This is a genomic window from Leptotrichia sp. oral taxon 417, from assembly GCF_013394865.1.
Lineage (GTDB): Bacteria > Fusobacteriota > Fusobacteriia > Fusobacteriales > Leptotrichiaceae > Leptotrichia > Leptotrichia wadei_A.
The window spans coordinates 1,350,522-1,369,175 of sequence record NZ_JABXYV010000001.1 but is presented as its reverse complement, the minus strand read 5'-3'; the positions used below and the strand labels follow the sequence as shown (position 1 = coordinate 1,369,175).

At 29.8% G+C, this 18,654-nt stretch carries 14 protein-coding genes; 11 read left to right on the top strand and 3 right to left on the bottom strand.

Features of this window, described 5'->3' with window-relative positions:
- Window positions 1-153 precede the first annotated feature (153 nt).
- The gene (locus HW276_RS06400; RefSeq protein ID WP_178937848.1) at window positions 154-1,497 is read left to right on the top strand and encodes a sodium:alanine symporter family protein; all 1,344 of its coding nucleotides are present in this window, start codon (window positions 154-156) and stop codon (window positions 1,495-1,497) included.
- 73 nt (window positions 1,498-1,570) lie between these two features.
- Here HW276_RS06400 and HW276_RS06395 read toward each other — a convergent pair whose 3' ends face one another.
- The 3 genes from HW276_RS06395 to HW276_RS06385 are packed head-to-tail and all read right to left on the bottom strand — an operon-like array spanning window position 1,571 to window position 5,903.
- Window positions 1,571-3,310 (bottom strand): ABC transporter ATP-binding protein, encoded by a 1,740-nt coding sequence (locus tag HW276_RS06395; RefSeq protein WP_178937847.1) that lies wholly within the window; start codon window positions 3,308-3,310, stop codon window positions 1,571-1,573.
- A gap of 12 nt (window positions 3,311-3,322) precedes the next feature.
- Complete coding sequence (locus tag HW276_RS06390) at window positions 3,323-5,059, bottom strand: ABC transporter ATP-binding protein (protein ID WP_178937846.1); 1,737 nt, start codon at window positions 5,057-5,059, stop codon at window positions 3,323-3,325.
- A 49-nt stretch (window positions 5,060-5,108) separates the two neighbouring features.
- Window positions 5,109-5,903, bottom strand: coding sequence for a class I SAM-dependent methyltransferase (locus HW276_RS06385; protein WP_178937845.1), 795 nt, complete (start codon window positions 5,901-5,903; stop codon window positions 5,109-5,111).
- A gap of 269 nt (window positions 5,904-6,172) precedes the next feature.
- Between HW276_RS06385 and HW276_RS06380 the strand changes: the two genes are divergently transcribed.
- The 10 genes from HW276_RS06380 (at window position 6,173) to HW276_RS06335 (ending at window position 18,631) form a co-directional block, all read left to right on the top strand.
- Window positions 6,173-7,288 carry an acyltransferase gene (locus HW276_RS06380; RefSeq protein WP_178937844.1) on the top strand — a complete coding sequence of 372 codons (1,116 nt, stop codon included), beginning with the start codon at window positions 6,173-6,175 and terminating at the stop codon, window positions 7,286-7,288.
- A gap of 220 nt (window positions 7,289-7,508) precedes the next feature.
- Window positions 7,509-8,792 (top strand): exopolysaccharide biosynthesis polyprenyl glycosylphosphotransferase, encoded by a 1,284-nt coding sequence (locus HW276_RS06375; RefSeq protein WP_178937843.1) that lies wholly within the window; start codon window positions 7,509-7,511, stop codon window positions 8,790-8,792.
- A 28-nt stretch (window positions 8,793-8,820) separates the two neighbouring features.
- Complete coding sequence (locus HW276_RS06370) at window positions 8,821-9,690, top strand: hypothetical protein (protein WP_178937842.1); 870 nt, start codon at window positions 8,821-8,823, stop codon at window positions 9,688-9,690.
- On the top strand, window positions 9,683-10,933 hold the full coding sequence (locus HW276_RS06365; RefSeq protein WP_178937841.1) for a DUF4280 domain-containing protein: 1,251 nt from the start codon (window positions 9,683-9,685) through the stop codon (window positions 10,931-10,933). The genes HW276_RS06370 and HW276_RS06365 overlap by 8 nt, the downstream gene beginning before the upstream one ends.
- An 11-nt stretch (window positions 10,934-10,944) precedes the next feature.
- Complete coding sequence (locus HW276_RS06360; RefSeq protein WP_178937840.1) at window positions 10,945-11,589, top strand: hypothetical protein; 645 nt, start codon at window positions 10,945-10,947, stop codon at window positions 11,587-11,589.
- Window positions 11,590-11,611: 22 nt separating this feature from the next.
- Complete coding sequence (locus tag HW276_RS06355; RefSeq protein WP_147003672.1) at window positions 11,612-12,256, top strand: hypothetical protein; 645 nt, start codon at window positions 11,612-11,614, stop codon at window positions 12,254-12,256.
- 66 nt (window positions 12,257-12,322) lie between these two features.
- Window positions 12,323-12,556: a hypothetical protein gene (locus HW276_RS06350; protein WP_147003671.1), complete on the top strand. Its 234-nt coding sequence runs from the start codon at window positions 12,323-12,325 to the stop codon at window positions 12,554-12,556.
- 34 nt (window positions 12,557-12,590) lie between these two features.
- Window positions 12,591-16,220, top strand: a complete 3,630-nt coding sequence (locus HW276_RS06345) for an AAA family ATPase (RefSeq protein WP_178937839.1) — start codon at window positions 12,591-12,593, stop codon at window positions 16,218-16,220.
- Window positions 16,221-16,345: 125 nt separating this feature from the next.
- On the top strand, window positions 16,346-17,647 hold the full coding sequence (locus HW276_RS06340) for an alpha/beta hydrolase (RefSeq protein WP_178937838.1): 1,302 nt from the start codon (window positions 16,346-16,348) through the stop codon (window positions 17,645-17,647).
- 3 nt (window positions 17,648-17,650) lie between these two features.
- A complete protein-coding gene (locus HW276_RS06335; protein WP_178937837.1) occupies window positions 17,651-18,631 on the top strand; it encodes a VacJ family lipoprotein in 981 nt (326 codons plus the stop codon).
- Window positions 18,632-18,654: the final 23 nt, after the last annotated feature.

Below are 18,654 nucleotides of genomic sequence, written 5' to 3'. Positions count from 1 at the left end.
TTTTAGAGGTTGTCTTTGCTTTATTTTAAAGTAGAAGATGACTTTTTTATTTAAATAAATTTGAATTATAATGTTATTTGTTTGAAATACACAGCCTAGATTCTGCATTCATTTAAAATTCAAAATATAGAAAATAGAAGGAGAGAAAATTAAATGTTGGAAATTATTAAGGATTTTAATGGATTTTTTTGGGGAGTTATTTTAATTATATTGTTGGTTGGAACGGGAATATTTTATACTTTTAGATTGAAGTTTATTCAAATTAGGGAATTTAAAACTGGACTGAAACAGCTGACAGGTGGATTTGACCTTAGTGGAGAAAAGGCAGATAGTAACGGAATGTCATCATTTCAGGCATTAGCAACAGCGATTGCCGCACAGGTTGGAACAGGAAATCTTGCAGGAGCTGCAACAGCGATTGTATCTGGAGGGCCTGGAGCAATATTCTGGATGTGGCTAAGTGCATTTTTTGGAATGGCTACTATTTATTCAGAAGCAGTATTAAGCCAAATTTTTAAACAGAAAAAAGATGGAGAAATGACAGGAGGCCCTGCCTATTATATTCAAACTTTATTTAACGGTGGAAAAGCAGCTAAATTTTTAGCAGGATTCTTTGCAGTTTCATGTATTTTAGCTTTAGGATTTATGGGAAATGCAGTTCAAGCAAACTCAGTAGGAGACGCTTTTCATAATGCTTTTCATATTCCGACAGTTGTGACAGGATTATTTTTAGCAGTTTTATCTGGGTTTATATTTTTTGGCGGAGTAAAAAGAATTGCTTCAGTTACTGAAAAAATTGTGCCAATTATGGCAATTTTATATGTTGTAACATGTGTTAGCATTATTTTGCTAAACATTGGAAATACAGGTATGGCATTTAAGGCAATTTTTGTTAATGCTTTTTCTACAAAAGCAGTTTTAGGTGGATTTGCAGGAGCTGGAATGAGAAAAGCAATAAGATTTGGAGTGGCAAGAGGATTATTCTCAAATGAAGCTGGAATGGGATCAACACCGCATGCACATGCAATTGCGAAAGTAAAAAATCCTGAAGATCAAGGGCACGTTGCAATCGTTACAGTTTTCATTGATACATTTGTAATTTTAACATTATCAGCATTAGTAATATTAATCGCAGACGGAAGAGCGAGCGGAACTGGAATTTCATTGACACAGCAAGCATTTCAAGCAGTATTGGGGCATTTTGGAGTAATATTTGTTGCAATTGCATTATTCTTTTTTGCATTTTCCACAATAATTGGATGGTATTTCTTTGGGGAAGCTAATGTAAAATATCTGTTTGGTAAAAAAGCGCTTAATATTTACAGAGCCTTGGTAATGGTTTGCATAGTGGCAGGTTCATTACAAAAAGTTGATTTAGTATGGGAACTTGCGGATATGTTTAATGGACTTATGGTAATTCCAAATTTGATAGCGTTGATTGGGCTACATAAATTGGTAGTTGAAGTTACGAAGAAGGATCCATTGTTAAAAGATTAGTAATTAGAGATATAAAAAATAAAAATATACCCAAATTTTTGATCGAAAAATTCAAGATTGGGTATATTTTATATTAAATTAATTCAAATTCTGACTGTGCCTTTTCCATTTCAGTATACATTTTGTAATATCGTCCTTTATTTTCCATAAGCTGCTTATGATTTCCAATTTCTTCGATTATCCCGTCGGACATAACTATGATTTTGTCATAATCTTTTATTGTGTTGAGTTTGTGGGCGATTGTAATTACAGTTTTATTTTTTGTAAGAATATTGAGAGATTTTCTTATTTCGTATTCATTATCAGCATCAAGTGAGGCTGTGGCTTCATCAACTAAAATAATTGGCGTATCCTTTAATAATGCTCTTGCAATTGAAATTCTCTGTTTTTCTCCACCAGACAAAGTAGAGCCGCCTTCTCCGATTATAGTGTCGTATCCATTTTCGCTTTCCATTATAAAATCATGACAATTGGCATTTTTAGCCGCATTTATTACTTCTTCCCTTGCAGCCTTAGGTTTTCCCAGCCTTATATTATTTTCAAAAGTGTCATTTACCAAGTAGACATCTTGAAAAATCATACTTATATTTGTAAGCAGTTCTTCAGGATATATTTTTTGGATATTTATTCCACCAATGGTAATTTCACCAGACTGGCAGTCCCAGAATCTTGCAATAAGGCTGGTAACAGTTGTTTTTCCAGAGCCTGACGATCCGACTAGGGCAGTTTTTGTCCCCTGTTTTGCTTCAAAAGTGATGTTTTTTAGAACAGGAGTATCTTTTTCATAAGAAAAACTTACATTCTGGAATTTTATATTATAATTTGGTAAAGTAACTTTTTCAAGTTCATAGGAAATTTCCTTTTTATTATGCACATTTATCAGTTTATCTGTGGCAAGTTTCAAGTATTGGATAAAAGTATATTGTGTAGAAAAGGCTTTTAGCACGTTTGAAAGTGAAAGTCCAATAATTATGTATGAAAAAAATTCAACTTTATTAATGGAAGAAGCCATAAAAAGCTGTGTAGATACAAGCAGAAGCAAGGCAAAGGAAATATCTGTAATAAGCTGAAAAATCATAACATAGGGGGCAAGAGCAATTTCAGTATTTATACTTTCCCTTTTCAAATCATTAAAGCTGTCCTTTAGTCTTTTAAATTTTTCCCCAGTCAGATTATATGCCTTAAAAAGTTCCATTCCGGCGATATATTCCACCATCCGTGAAACAACATTATCCATAGTATGCTTCTTTTTCAATGCTATTTTTGCACCTTTTTTCGTTCCCAGAATGACAAATATTAATCCAGTCAGCGAGATTATTAGTTGTAGTATGGCAAGCAGGGGAGAAATTGCAAATATAATTAACAGAAGATAAGTTGTCAGTATGGATAACTTTATAATTTCTGATGTGCTGTGAGTTATAACCTGCTCAAAATCCTGTAAATCATTTGTCATAATATTAATAATATTCCCAATATTGTGACTGTTAAAGTATCCCAGATTCAAGTTTCTCAAATGATCCCCCATCCTGATTCTCAAATCCTGAATAATTTTAGCCCCTTCACTTTGAATCCCAGTATATCCGATACGATTTAATATAAATCTGCAAATAATTGCAAAAATCATAATAAAAGTATAGATTATCAACTTTTTCATCGTAAAATTATTATTCATCAAATCAATAATTGTAAAATAAAACATTGCATAGTTCATCATATAAAATATAGCATCTATTGTTAGAAAAAATATTGGCTTTTTAAGATTTTTATATTTATTTCCAGCAAGAGTCTTTATATTTCTAATATCATTAATCATCGTCTGCACCCCCTAGATTTCCTTATTTTTCATCAAATCATTATCGTTATATAAATTCCATAAATGCCAGTATTCAGACTTATTTTGCAGAAGTTCCTTATGAGTACCTTGCTCGGTAATACGTCCTTTATTCATTACAACGATATTATCGGCATTTTTTATTGTGTAAAGCCTGTGAGCAATGATAATGGCAGTTTTTCCTTTTAATAAAGTACGCAAAGCCTCCTGAATTTTGGCTTCGTTTTCAATGTCGGAGTAGGAAGTAACTTCATCCAGCACGATAATTGGAGCATTTTTTAAAATGGCACGAGCTATTGAAATTCTCTGTTTTTCGCCACCGCTTAACTTAATTCCGCCTTCACCAATTACAGTTTCGTATTTTTGAGGCAAAGACATTATAAAGTTATGAATTTGTGCCTTTTTTGCAGCATTTTCCACTTCTTCCAGCGAATAATCCTTTCCCATTCTTATATTCTCAAAAATAGTATCATGAAGCATAAACGTATCCTGAAATACGAATGAAACATTATCAGCCAATCCTGTGTAAGTAAAATCCTTAATATCAGTTCCATCAATAGTTATTTTTCCGCTATTTATATCCCAGAATCTTCCAAGCAGAAGTCCTATCGTTGTTTTTCCTGAGCCAGAAGGCCCTACAAGTGCGGTTGAGGTTCCAGTCTTTATTTCCAAGGAAAAGTCATTTATAACATTTTTATTTTTATATGCAAAATTTACGTTTTCATATTTTATAAAACCTGAAAAATTAGAAGGGAAATTTGTGTTTCCAGATTTTTGCTCCTGTTCCCCATTGATTTCCATAATCTTTCCTAGCCCTTTAGTTAATGCAGAAAGATGGTGTGCCAAGTCAAATAATGCCTTTAATGAGCTTAAAAAAATTGTACTCATTAAAATAAATAAAATATACACAGATACTGAAATTTGATTATAAAACAGCATAAGTCCGCCAACAGGAATAATGAAAAGCAGCCCCGAATCAGTCAGACAGAGAAAAATTGAATAAAATGGTACACTTAGTTCTGTAAGCTCAATCCAGTAATCCGCATATTCCTGGGTAATATCCCGATAATCCTTGAAGGATTTAGCAGTAAGGTTGAATGCTTTCATAACGTTCATTGCATTTATGTATTCCATAATAGTAGCGTTTAAGTTTGCAAGAAGAGTATAATAATGTTCAACACGACTCCCATAACTTTGAAACATTTTTCCCTGCGCCATTATGCTTAGAATAATTGGAATAAATAAAACAAGTGTCAATTTCCAGTTAAAGTAAATCATAATCCCTAAAAATATTATCGGAGTTACAAGTGCTGATGACAAATCTGGAATCTGATGTGCAATAAAGATTTCCAATTTTTCAATATCCTCATTAATAATCTTTTTCAGTTTTCCAATCATATTTTTCTTAAAAAACCCCATATTCAGCTTTGACAAATGCTCAATCAAATCAATTCGAATTTTGTACAAAATCGAAAAAGCTGCAATATGTGAAAATACCCCTGATAAAATTTGCATAATTATTTTTACAATTATAAAAAATATCGCAATAAAAACACAGAATTTTATTCTTGAATAATCAATATTTGCCTTAAAAAGCTCCAGAACAATCTGATACACAAGAAGATAAGGCACAGCAGACAATGTCGTACCAATTATACTGAATATTGCTGAAAAAATCAGCTTTATTCTATGTTTACCAGATAAACTTAGCAAATATTTCAATTCTTTCATAATAATCCCTCCGTTCATTTTAGAAAAGGAAATAAATTAAAAAATAAATTTATTTTTCATAAGTATAAATTCCAAGTCTGTTATTAAAAATGTAAAAGAATGGAATAAACAATTTTTTCCATCCGGGAAGATGATGTTTCATTTCGTCAGTAAAATTAATAAGTCCAGTCTGTTTTAATTTTGGATTCAATTTTACAACTTCACTTCCATCCTTTACTCCCCAACTAAATTTTGCTTCCATATTTTTTAAGGTATCGTGTTTTTTACTCATTTTAACTGTTCCTTTGTAAAGCAAGTCAAATTGAGCTTCAAAAGAATCAAAATTATCAGTCAGTATTTCCAAAAATTGTTTAATTTGCTGTTCTTCAAAGAACATTAATACACCTTCGGAAATAATAAGCAATTTTTTCCCTTCCAGTTTAATATCTTTTGTCCATGCTGAATCAAATGCAGATTTTGCAATATCTGTAACTCGTTCATTAGGTTCAAAAAATAATTTTCTTTCTTCAATTACTTCAGGCAAATCAATGTCATACCATCGTATTTTTCCATTGTCAACTCTTAAAAATCGTGTATCAAGTCCGCTTCCAATAGATACAATTACACAATCTGGATATTTTTGAATAAATTTCTTTGTCTCATTATCCATCACTTTCGCACGTGAAAGAATCCCATAGTACGAAGCCCACGCCTTCTCAAATTTTGAAAAATCATAATCCAGCTGTGAAAGAATCTCGGAAGATTTTTTATCATTTAAAATTGGATTTTTACTTTCAGCATCTTTCGCACGTGCATGCAAAGTAATAAGCATAGTTTCTGAAATATTATTAAGTTTTATTTTCATAGTATATTCCTCCTTATAAAAATTTTGATTATCAAATTATTCAATAGAATTATACCCATATTTATTTAAAATGCAAATTTTTAATATAAAAATTTTTATCACATTATTAAAATTAAATAAATTTATAATTTGAATAGAATAATTAGTGCTTCTAAATTCATTTATATATAAAATGTATAAAGATAAAAACGATTGAAAATTAACTTGAACTGTGGTAAAATTAGTTATATTTTTATTGGAGAAAATTAGTAAATTTGGAGAACTATAAAATGATAAAAAATAAGGACAGATTTTTTAATTTTGATATTTTAAAATGTATTGCGATTATTATGGTTATTTTTATACATATTGTTGCAAGTGAGCTGTATAGTTATGGTGAAATATCTGGAAATAGATGGATGACGGCAAATATTATAGATTCTTTTAGTAGAATGTGCGTACCCATATTTGTTATGGTTAGTGGATTTTTTTTGTTGAGAAAAGATGAAGATGTAAGGATATTTTTTAAAAAGAGATTTATAAAAATTATTCCAAAATTTTTTATATGCTCTGTTATTTTTTTTATATTTACAATAATTTTTAAAGATGTGAAAGATAATGAATTATTCTCAGTTTTTTTTAGAAAATCAACTTATAAGACTATAATTTCAATTTTTTTCCAGAAAGAAAGTTACTATAATTTCTTTTCAAGTTTTTTTCAAGGTAAAGTTTACTATCATTTGTGGTACATTTATATGATATTGTCACTTTATCTGATAACGCCATTTTTACGAAAAGTTATGGTAAAAATTGAGAGAAAAAGTATTAATTATCTAGTTTTTATATGGATAATATTTATGGTTTTAGTACCATTTCTAAATGTGATTTTTAAGAAAAATATAAAAGTATATTCTCCAGTTGGGCAATACTTTGGCTACTTTTTGATTGGCTATCTGCTCACAGAAAAACCTTTGAATATGAAAAAATGGCAAAAATACACGATTTTTTTAATAACAGTTGTATTAACTGTCTTTTTAACGTATATATTTACAAAATTAAGCGGAAAGTTTTTTGACTATTTTTATGATTATCATTCAATTAGTGTATTTATATCCGCAGTTTTGCTTTATGATTTTTTTGTAAATATTTTTGATGGAGAAAAAGTTTTTCTAAAAGTAAAAAGTATTGTAAAATCTATATCAGCGAAAACTTATGATATTTATTTAATTCATCCAATTTTTTTATTTTTTTGTGAAAGAATATTAAAATCCAGAATGAATTATTTTTTATATATAATTACTGCATTTGTAATAGTATTCGCATTGTCTTTTTTTGCAAGCAAAGCATTAAAAGAACTGTCTAACTTTGTAACTGGGATAAATAGGCAATTTTACAAAAAGGTTTAATACTTATGGCAACTAGGAACATGCAGTAAAAAAGTTTAGGGAAATTGAAAATATTGCGTTAATTGAATTTTATAGATTTTTATAATCATTAGGAATCTTGATCTCTTACTAAGAAAAAGGAGAAAAATTATAATTTGGAAATTTTGTTTGTTTAATGGAACAGTTTTATTAGATAAATTTATTATTAAAGAAAAAATAAAAAAAGGAAGTGTAATTTAAGATGGCGGTACGTGGAATGAAAAAAAATTATTCTTATTTATTTGGGATATTGACGATTGTGATGTATTTAATGGGATTGCTGCTTATAAATCGTGGACTTGGATTTACGAATGTAGTTGTAATTGCTTGTTCTATGGTAATTTATTATGTGGCAAATGTTTATAATATGGCAGGAAGATATAAGTTAAGGGATATTGCGATTATAATTGCAATTAATTTTATTCTTGTGATGGTTACAAAATTTTTAAAAATATTTCTTTTGAATGAAGCTATAATTTTGTTTGGGTTAATTACAATGTTTCAAATTATATATCGCTATATTGTAATGATTGGACTGGCTGAAAAGAAAAAAATCGTATTTGTTGGGGAAAATGGATATACAAATGATCTGCTTGAGAGCATAAAAAAAGATAGCCAGTATAAATTATCGGACTTTTTGAAGGGGGAAAAAGATTTAAAAATTTTAACAAAAAAAATATTAGAACTTTGTGAAAATAAAAAAGTTGATATAATTGTGGATTTTACAAGCAATCTTTTATACGATACAAAACTCGTTGATAAGCTGCTGCAATACAAACTTAACGGGATGCAATACTATAACTACCTGGAATTTTATGAAATGTATGAAAATAAATTGCCTGTTTCAAATTTAAGTCCAAAATGGTTTTTGGAAAATACAGGTTTTGAAATTTATTATAACAGTTTCAATTTAAAGGCAAAAAGGATTCTTGACATAATTTTTGCACTTTTAATCGGAGTTTGCGTAATTCCAATCATGATTATCGCTGCGATTATAATAAAACTTGAGTCAAAAGGGCCGGTATTTTTTATTCAGGAAAGAATTGGTGAAGGGAATAAGCCGTTTAAAATAGTGAAGTTTCGTTCGATGACAACTGATGCAGAAAAAGACGGACCAAAATGGGCTACAAAAAATGACAATCGTGTTACAAAATTTGGTAAATTTATGCGGCTTACAAGAATTGATGAATTACCGCAACTGTGGAATGTGCTACGTGGAGAAATGAGCTTTGTGGGACCACGTCCAGAAAGGGAATTTTTTATAAAGCAGCTGGAAAAGGAAATTATGTACTATAATTTAAGACATACTGTAAAGCCAGGACTTACTGGATGGGCGCAAGTAATGTATCCGTATGGGGCAAGTGTTGAGGATGCCTACAGAAAGCTGCAGTATGATTTGTATTATATAAAAAATCATGACATTATTTTTGATATGAAAATATTGCTAAAAACTGTTACGATTGTTATTTTTGGAAAAGGAAGATAATAAATTTTGAATTTTTAGGAGAATAGTCGTGAATAGAGAAGTAATCTTGGAATTTAAACCTATTTTGAATAGAAGATATGAATATGTTGTTAGTATTCAGAATAAGAACATTATAGAAAAAGGTATACGTAACATTGAAACTTCTTATGATTTTTCTATGGAAGCTATAAAAAAAACTGGTGAAAATCATATTATAAAAATCGAAAAGAAGAACATGAAATATGAAGGTTTTAGAAATAAGGAAATTGTTTTTTTGTCTGAATTGGTTGATACAATTATGAATCCTGTCAATTATAAAATTAATAAGGAAATAGAAGTTTCTAGGATTGAAAATTTGGATGAATTAAAAGAAGATTTTGAATTAGTAAAAAAATATGCATGGTATTCAGATCTTGATGAAGATGATATTGAAGAATTTTTAAAAGGAATAAAGAAAATGTTTTCATCTCCAAGGTTAGTTACTGATTATATTGCTGGAAGAGATTTATCAATATTTTTATTTGTTCCTTTTTATGAAAAATATAATTTTAATAATATTGTTAGAAGAAAAGTAAAATTAAGAAATATAGGTGGTATAGATTTACCGTTGCGTTTGGAAAGTAAATTGGTAGAGGCACATGTGGGGAAAGATTTAATAAGTTTGGAGATAACTGGCAAACTAGATGATGTATACTTTGATAAAAATAAATCTATAAAAAAACTGGAAGATATATTTGGAAGAGAATTAAAAAAAATTAAAGAAGAATTTTCTTTTTGTCAAAAAATAGATTTTAGTTTAAAAACAGGAGTAATTAAGAAAAATATTACGGAAGTAGAATTAAAATTTTTAGAAAATGAAATATCAATTTATGAAAATAATTTTAAGGTAAATTTAGAAATGAGGGAATGTGATGAATAAAAAATGCGTACCTGAAGGAAGTTTTATAAAATGCAGTTTTGCTGAGGCCACAAATATAAAAAGATTAAAAGTAACTCATAATAATAATGTACTTATATATGGTAAAAAAATGGCGACAGAAGGAGATAAGGAATTTTTAGAAAATATACCTCAATTTGATAAGTGTAAAAAAGGAGAATGTAAATTCTGTGCTGTAGGAAACTGGGAGCCACTTGGAGAGAAAGCGATGATAGGAAATAATCGCCTTCTTTTAGAAAATTCAAAAATAAAATGTGAAAAAGGTGGAATTTTGAGTTTATATTTGACATTGGAAGAAATGATGGCTTCTGAAAGTTTACTTTCACTATTTAATTCAGATTTTCCAATAGGGCAAGGAATGGAGTTGGCATTATTAACTTCATTAGGAATAGGTGGTTTAGGTGTTTTACCTAGAAATTTATTTTTTAATTTTGGTATGCCAGGATTTGTAGTTTATGGTGGCAAAAATAAAAGAAATTCTCAAGAATTGTATAGAGAAGCGATAGAAGAAGGACTAAAGAATGGAAAAATAAAGAAAGTTGAAAAAAATGGAAATATATACTATGAAACTACAGAAGTGATAAATTATAAAAATTATGGGAGTAGTTGGAGCGGAAATTTTGTATTGACTGAAATTGATGGGGAAATGAAATTATTTATAATAAGAAAAAAAGTAAAAGCAATCTCAGTTCCTTTTGGAAGTTTTGATTTAAATGGTGAATCTCCATTTGATTATATAATAAAAAATAAAAAACTAGAAGATAAGAATATTATATTTGTACATAATCATTTTCAAAGTTCAGGAGAAAGTTCATATATGACAAAATCAGATATGAAAAAAGTAGCGGAATACTATGCTTATAAACCTAATTCACAAAAAATGGGAAAGAAAATTTTAAATTATTTAAGAGAAGGAGATGAACCGTTATATAAAGTTTCAAATAAATGGTCGGGTTCTGGGAATAATAGCTATACTTTTGGATCAGAAATAGAAGCTCATGCTGATTTGTTAGTTAATAAAACCAAATTAGCAAAATTTATAAAGTATGGAAGACAGATACAAAAGAAGCAAGGAGATGAATCATATTTTTATAGCGTTGGAATAGCAGACATGGCACAAGGAGATAGATGGCAGTTTGATAAAGTTCTTATGGATACATTATGGGGAAGAAGTCCGGTAGAAGATACAGACATATTGGAAAAAGAAAACTTTTATATTTATTAGGAGTTATAAAAATGAAAAAATTTATTATAATTACTTTGATTATCCTATTTATTTTATTCGTTCTGGTTTACATAATAATATTCTATGATTATAAAACTTCTGAAAAAACAAAAAAATTTATGGTGTCTCAGTATAGTGATAAAAATAAAACTATAAATACTTTTTGTACAGATTATTATCATCTTGGAAAAGTTTATATTGAAAACGGAATTGAGCATAGTGAAACATTAAATTTACGAAGAGTAGATAAAAACAAATGGATTGGAAAGTATTATAAATCAACTAATGAAATAGGGGTAGAAACAGAAATTGTATATGAAAATGAAAAATATTATGATTCTAAAACAGGAAAAGAAATAAAAGATTTTATACCGTATTTTCAAAGTGACATAATAAAATACGATGAATTGGAGACAACAGAAGAAGTAAGTATGGGAATTATATCCGATTATACCCCAAATGAAGGATATTTTCGTGGAAAATACTTAGATAAGAAATCATTCAAGGAATTTTTTAAAGATTCAGATTGGAATTTAGAAGGAGATATAAAAATAGATGTATATTATCAAAGTATAGAGCCATTATATTATCAAATGCGACTTGAAACAGAAAATGGTGAGTTGGTTTTAGGTGAAAAGTGTAGGTATATAAAATAAAATTTTAAGGAGAAGTATCAGAATGAAAAAATTTATTATAATTACTTCAATTATTTTAACAATTTTATTTATCCTACTTTACATAATAATATTCTATGATTATAAAACTTCTGAAAAAACAAAAAAATTTATAGTATCTCAATATAATGATAAAAATAAAACTATAAATACTTTTTGCAGTGATTATTATGAATTTGCAAAAGCATATAATAGAGGTAGGGATAAATATTATGAATCAATGAATTTGAGAAGAACAGGGGAAAATATATGGACTGGAAAATATTATAAATCAATCAATGAGGTAGGGATAGAAACAGAAGTCGTATATGAAAATGAAAAATATTATGATTCTAAAACAGGAAAAGAAATAAAAGATTTTACACCGTATTTTCAAAGTGACATAATAAAATATGATGAATTGGAGACAACAGAAGAAGTAAGTATGGGAATTATATCCGATTACACTCCAAACAAAGGATATTTTCGTGGAAAATATTTAGATAAGAAATCATTCAAGGAATTTTTTAAAGATTCAGATTGGAATTTAGAAGGCGATTTAAAGATGGATGTGTATTATCAAAGTAAGTGGACTCTTTATTATCAGATGGAGATAAAAACTGAAAATGAAAAATTACATTTATGGGAAAGTTGCAGATATGTAAAATAAAATTTTAAAAGGAAATGATATGAAAAAAATGATAATTTCATTGTTATTATTGATTTTAACGCTTTTTTGGCTTCAAAAGATTCGTTTTATTATAAAGATGGGATAACCGGGAAGTATATTGAACGTAAAAAGGTAAATTTTGATAATAAAGAAACAGAGTATGTTACAAAAGATACTTCAACTATTTATATACGTTATGATGTAAATGAGGGAAAAAGCAGTGTTGTAATTGAAGAAACTGGAGAAAATATTAGGGAAGAGTGTGGCTTGGGAGAGGAAAGTATGATAAAATTACATTAAATAAAAAAGAGTTAAAAAAATTAGGAGAGAAAAGATGTACTTAAAAGCATTGGAGTTGACGGGATTTAAATCGTTTGCAAATAAAACTATTGTGGAGTTTGACAGTGGAATTACTTCCATTGTTGGACCTAACGGGAGCGGAAAGAGTAATATTCTGGATGCGATTTTGTGGGTTTTGGGAGAGCAGAGCTATAAGAATATACGGGCTAAGGAGAGTTCGGATATTATTTTTTCTGGCGGGAAGAATAAAAAGCCAAAGTCTATGGCAGAGGTTAGCCTAATTATTGATAATGGAGACAGATATTTGGATATTGATTTTTCAGAAGTTAAAATTACGAGAAGAATTTTTAAGACTGGGGAAAATGAATATTTGATCAATAATAAAAAATCTAGGCTTAAAGATATTCATACTCTTTTTATGGATACTGGAATTGGAAAGCAGGCTTATTCGATAATTGGACAAGGGCGAGTGGAGAAAATTATTGGGTCTTCGCCAAAGGAATTGAAGGAAATTATAGAAGAGGCGGCTGGAGTAAAAAGAGCTAAGATTGAAAAGGATGAGTCTGAGAAAAAGCTGCAGGATTTGAAAAATGAGATTGAAAAGATTGATTATGTGGAAAAGGATTTGAAGCATCGGGTTGATTATTTGAAGATTGAGCAGGAAAAGGCAAAACTTTTTAGAGAATACAGTAAAAAGATTGATGTTCATAAATTTATGGTTTTAGAATATGGCGTTAATGAGAAAACTTCGCTGAAGTATGAATATGAGGAGAAAAGTCAGGAAGTAAGGGAAGAACTGGAAAGGGGAGAAAAAACTTTTTCTGAAAAGCAGGCTGAACTTGAAAAAACCAATGAAATTAGAGTGGAACTTCAAGAAAATTTGAAAAATAAAAAAAATGAAAGAAATAAAAATTTTGAAAATCTGGAAATGCTGAAGGAAGAATATTCAAAATTGGTAAATCAAAATTCTAATTTAGAAACCGAAGCTAATGAGAAGGCTAGAAGAAAAGGGATTTTAGAAAAGGATATTGAGGAAAAGGAGAAAATTTTAAACGATTCTAAAAGCGAACTTGAACTTATGACAAAAGATTTGGCTGAAAAGGAACGGGAAAAAAATGAATTGGAGGCTAAAGTTAAGGGCGTGAAAAGGAAAAGTGACGAAATAGCGCTTGAATTGAAGGAGCGGACACAGAAAAACTCTAATTTTGAAGTTGATAAAATAAAAGTAGCTGGGGAAAATGAAGATCTGGAGAAAAGAGTTTTTGGGGCTACGAATGAGAATAAAAGGCAAATTGCTGAAAAGATGGACCTGGAAGGTGAATTTGACAGGATAAGTCAGGAAAAGAAGGCTTACGAAGTGCAGAAATCGGAAAAGGAAAAGCAGAAATTTGAGAGGGAACAGAAAATTCAGAAACTTAATGAAAAGGTAGATGAATTGAGAAAAGAATATTCGGAAATTAATAAGAAAAAAAATGAATCTAGTTATAAACTTGAAAACTTTCAGGTTAGGCAAAAGGCTATTGCTAATGCGATTGAAAAAAATGAGACTTTTAACCAGAGCGTGAAGCATATTTTGAATGAAAAAATTGATGGAGTAATTGGGGCTTTTGTTAATCTGATTGATGTTCCAGCAGGATTTGAGGAAGCGGTTCAGACTTTATCTGGCGGAATGTTTCGGGATATTGTTGTAAGGGATAGTGAAATTGGGAAGAAGTGTATTGAGATTCTAAAAAGAAAAAAACTTGGAAGGGCTTCATTTTTACCAGTTAAAGATATTCGGGTTTCAAAGATTAATGAAAATTTGCCTGTTATTGAGAAGATTTTGCAAAAAAGTAATTTTCAAAATAGGATGCCGCAGGAGGAAATTCAGAATATTATTTCAAATACAAAGGGGAAAAATGGAATTATTGACTTTGCAAGAAATATTGTAAAAGCCGATAAAAAATTTGTAAATGAAAATATTGAAAAAGTTATTCAGTTTGTTTATGGAAACTCGATTGTTGTAGAGAATCTGGAAGTTGGGACGCAGCTTTTGAAAAAAGGGTTTAATGACAGGATTGTCACACTTGAAGGGGATATTATTACTTCTCGGGGAAGAATGACTGGTGGACATTCATTTAAGGGGAAAGATGAGATTTTGGAAAGAAAAAAAGAGCTGAAGCATCTGGAAGGTGAGATTGAGGAAAATAAAAAAAATCTTGATAAATTCGAGAAAAAATTATCGGAAATTGTTTTAGAGGCTGAGAAAGTTGGAAAAGAAAAGGAAGAAGAAGAAAAATTATTTGAGAACTTTAAAAATGATTATCAGTCATTTAATGAAAATTATGATGATTTTAGTATTAAATTTAATCGGAAACAGCGGGAAATTAATACTTTGAACTATGAAATTTCTGAAAGCAGAAAGTTTATTTTGGAGAAGGAAACGAAAATAAAGGAAAATCTGGAATTGATTCAAAATATTGAAAAGTGTATTGAAGAGAATAATTTAAAAATGGAAAATTTAAGGGAAGAATTGAAAAAACTTGAAAATATTGATGAATTTATTCAAAGACTGAATGTGGCTGATAAGGAATATGAAGTTTTGAAAGTCAGAACTGATAATAATAAAAATCGGTTTGGGGAAATTGAGGCTGATTATAGGAAACTTTTGAGGGAAAAGGCTGAATTAATTGAATTTGAGAAAAGGAAAGATTTGCTTGGAAGTGAATTAATAGGTAAAATTTCAAAATTAAAGTCTGAAATTGGGGAAAATGAAAAAAATAGGAAGAGTATTTTTGGTGAAATTCAAGAAATAGAAAAGGAAATTCAGAAGGTTGAAGGAAGTGAAAGAAAATTAATTGCAGAAATCAAGGGAATTGAGATGAATATCCTGAAATATAAAAATGAATATGAAAAAATAATTGAGAAAATTACTAGAAATAACAGCGAACTTGAGTTTCAGACTTCGGAGTTTAAGGAACTTGAAAATGATGAAATTTTGAACGATGAAGAATATTTTGAAATTGCCAGCGAAGAAGAGCTTGCGGATATAAAGAGAAAATTAGCTTCAAATGAAAGAAGCCGTATGAATATTGGAGCGGTAAATATGGCTTCGATAGAAGAATATGAGCATGAAAATGAGCGGTATCAGAGTATTGCGGCACAGAAGAAGGATCTGCTTGAAAGCAGGGAATCATTGCTTGGATTTATCAGGGAAATTGAAGAGGAAGTTACAAGTAAGTTTTTTATGGCTTATGAGCAAATAAATAAAAACTTTCAATATATGTGTGAAACAATTTTAAATGGCGCTAAAGGAATACTGAAAATGACAGATCCTGAAAATCTGCTTACAACTGGGCTGGAATTAAGTGTAAAATATAAAAATAAGCCTGAGCAGACGTTACTTTTACTTTCAGGTGGAGAAAAATCAATGCTTGCAGTGTCATTTATAATGGCAATTTTTATGTTTAAACCAAGTCCATTTACATTTTTTGATGAAATTGAAGCGGCGCTTGATGAAAAGAATACGAAGAAGATTGTTGAATTGCTGCATCAGTTTATTAATAAATCGCAGTTTATTCTTATAACTCATAATAAGGAAACGATGAAGGGATCGCATAGGCTGTATGGAGTTACGATGAATAAGGAGATTGGGGAAACTAAGATTGTTTCGGTGGATGTGTAATTTAATAAATATTTTTTTACTGGAAATTTTTTGATATTTTTGATAAAATATAAATAAATAAAAAAGTATAATTTTTGAAAATTGGAAAGGAGAAGTGTGAAAAAGTTTTCACATAGATTGGGAATATGTTAAAAAAAATATTGGGCTTGATAATGATGCTTGCATTTTCAGCTATTGGACTTGCTGAAACGGATGTATCGCAAATTGCGAGTGATTATCCATATAAGGAAAGTGCCATAATGGCGACTGTTCTTGGAACGCCTGCAGAACAGCAGTATAAATTTAAAAATCCAAAGGGGCCAAAAGTAAGGAAATTTACCACAACAAAAAAAATTCCTGAAATACTAAGAGAGTGGAAGGATTATGAATATGGCGTTTGGACTCAGAAAGACAAGAAAGCGCCGCTAATAATTTTAATTTCAGGAACAGGTTCAGTTTATAACAGCGGGATGTCACTTTATTTGGCAAATGTATTTTATGACAGAGGGTATAATGTAATTGACTTCAGTTCACCTACTACAATGCCTTATATCGTAAGTCAAAGTAAAAATGCCTATGCTGGATATATAAAAGATGAAACTGCACAATTGTACGATTTGATACAGAAAGCTATCTTAAGGGAAAAAAGCGATGGAATGAAAATTGACAAGACTTATATTGGAGGTTACAGCCTAGGCGGATTTCAGTCATTGTTAATTCATGAAATGGATGAAAAAAATAATAGAAAAATTGGAATTGAAAAATCTCTTTTATTAAATTCGCCAATCAGTATTTTGACAGCAACGAAAAAACTAGACGGATATTTGATAAAAAATGGAGTTTATGACGCAAGAAGCCTGGAAAAATATTTAGATACAATATTTAGCAAACTTGTTTATGATAAATCAATGCAAATAAAAGATATGGAGTTTTCAAGCTTGACAACTACATTAGGGAAGTTAGGACTTGGAGAAAAGGATTTTGAAATACTTACAGGGTTATTATTTAGATTTTATTCGGCAAATATGACTTTCGCGGGAGAAGTATTTAGAGGGAATAATGCTGTTGGAAGACTTTCAAACAAAAAATCATATAAGAGATTTGATTCTGTGTCTAATGAATTTAGAGAAGGGCTGTCGGTTTCATTTGATGAATATGCAAAGGAAATTCTATATCCTTATTTAAAAAAATTTAAATATCCTGATCTTGATTTTAATAAATTTATAGATGATTTTGACTTGAGAAGCAGTCAGGATTTTATCAATAGAAATAATAAAAACATTGTATTTATTACTTCGACAAATGATATTTTGCTTGAAAAAGAAGATTTGGATTACATAAAAAATACATTTTCAAATAGAGTATTAATACCGTTTGGAGGTCATACAGGAGCTCTTTGGCATAAGGATGTGGCAAATTTGATGGTAGATAAATTGGAGGAAAAATAAATTATGGCAAGAAAAAATAAACTATTAATACTTGGGGCTATGTTTGCCATTACAGCAGTTGGAAAAGCTGAACTGATGGAAATAAAAAATGAAGATACTGTAATGTTCCTGGAGGAAAGCCGCAAAGAGGCAAATGATGATCTTTTTATTAAGTTTGAAGATGGGAAAGTGGCTCAGATACCTGATAAAAATATTGATTTAGTTGAAAGAACGAATGTTAAAATAAAGAAAAATAAATCTGATTTGAATAAGTATATTGCAATTGAGCAGGACGGATATGGAGTATTAGCAGAAAATTTAGAAGAGCTGAATGAGGATTACATTGTATCAAGTCAAGTGTTTCAGCTGACTGGAATAAATGATTCTATGGAGCCTTTTAATAGAAGAATGTATGCTCTTAATACACAGCTTGACAGAAAGATAGCTTATCCGGCTTCACGTATATATGCGGCAGCTGTTCCAAAACCAGTGAGAAAGGGAATTTCAAATTTTTATAATAATTTTAAGGAAATACCGACATTTGTAAATTCAGTTTTACAATTAAAACCTGGAAAAGCTGCAAATGCGCTTGGGAGATTTGTGATAAATTCAACTGCCGGGTTATTGGGAGTAACTGATGTCGCTAAAAATATTGGGCTAAGAAGCGATCCTGAAACAATGGGAGATACTTTAGGGCATTATGGAATAGGAACAGGGTCTTTTTTGGTTTTGCCGGTATTAGGCCCAAGCACTGTTAGGGATGCAGTTGGAAGTGCGGCAGATGCGGCAATGGAAGGTGCAGCAAGAGGTGTTGTGGATAAAAAGCTGTTTTTTGATACAGGAATCTTTGATAAAACTGTATACGGGTTTACAAGACCAGTTGTAACAGGGCTAAATGCACGTTCTATGCTTAGTATAAAATATGGAGATTTAAATTCTCCGTTTGAATATGATTTAGTAAAAGCTCTTTACTATAATTATAGAAAAATACAAGTTATGAAATAATTATAAATTTAAATACATCTGCT

Coding starts and splice junctions, on each gene's coding strand:
- HW276_RS06380 (WP_178937844.1), top strand. CDS start 6,173: ATGATAAAAAATAAGGACAGATTTTTTAATTTTGATATTTTAAAATGT.
- HW276_RS06390 (WP_178937846.1), bottom strand. CDS start 5,059: ATGAAAGAATTGAAATATTTGCTAAGTTTATCTGGTAAACATAGAATA.
- HW276_RS06375 (WP_178937843.1), top strand. CDS start 7,509: ATGGCGGTACGTGGAATGAAAAAAAATTATTCTTATTTATTTGGGATA.
- HW276_RS06400 (WP_178937848.1), top strand. CDS start 154: ATGTTGGAAATTATTAAGGATTTTAATGGATTTTTTTGGGGAGTTATT.
- HW276_RS06345 (WP_178937839.1), top strand. CDS start 12,591: ATGTACTTAAAAGCATTGGAGTTGACGGGATTTAAATCGTTTGCAAAT.
- HW276_RS06340 (WP_178937838.1), top strand. CDS start 16,346: ATGTTAAAAAAAATATTGGGCTTGATAATGATGCTTGCATTTTCAGCT.
- HW276_RS06385 (WP_178937845.1), bottom strand. CDS start 5,903: ATGAAAATAAAACTTAATAATATTTCAGAAACTATGCTTATTACTTTG.
- HW276_RS06355 (WP_147003672.1), top strand. CDS start 11,612: ATGAAAAAATTTATTATAATTACTTCAATTATTTTAACAATTTTATTT.
- HW276_RS06335 (WP_178937837.1), top strand. CDS start 17,651: ATGGCAAGAAAAAATAAACTATTAATACTTGGGGCTATGTTTGCCATT.
- HW276_RS06365 (WP_178937841.1), top strand. CDS start 9,683: ATGAATAAAAAATGCGTACCTGAAGGAAGTTTTATAAAATGCAGTTTT.
- HW276_RS06395 (WP_178937847.1), bottom strand. CDS start 3,310: ATGATTAATGATATTAGAAATATAAAGACTCTTGCTGGAAATAAATAT.
- HW276_RS06360 (WP_178937840.1), top strand. CDS start 10,945: ATGAAAAAATTTATTATAATTACTTTGATTATCCTATTTATTTTATTC.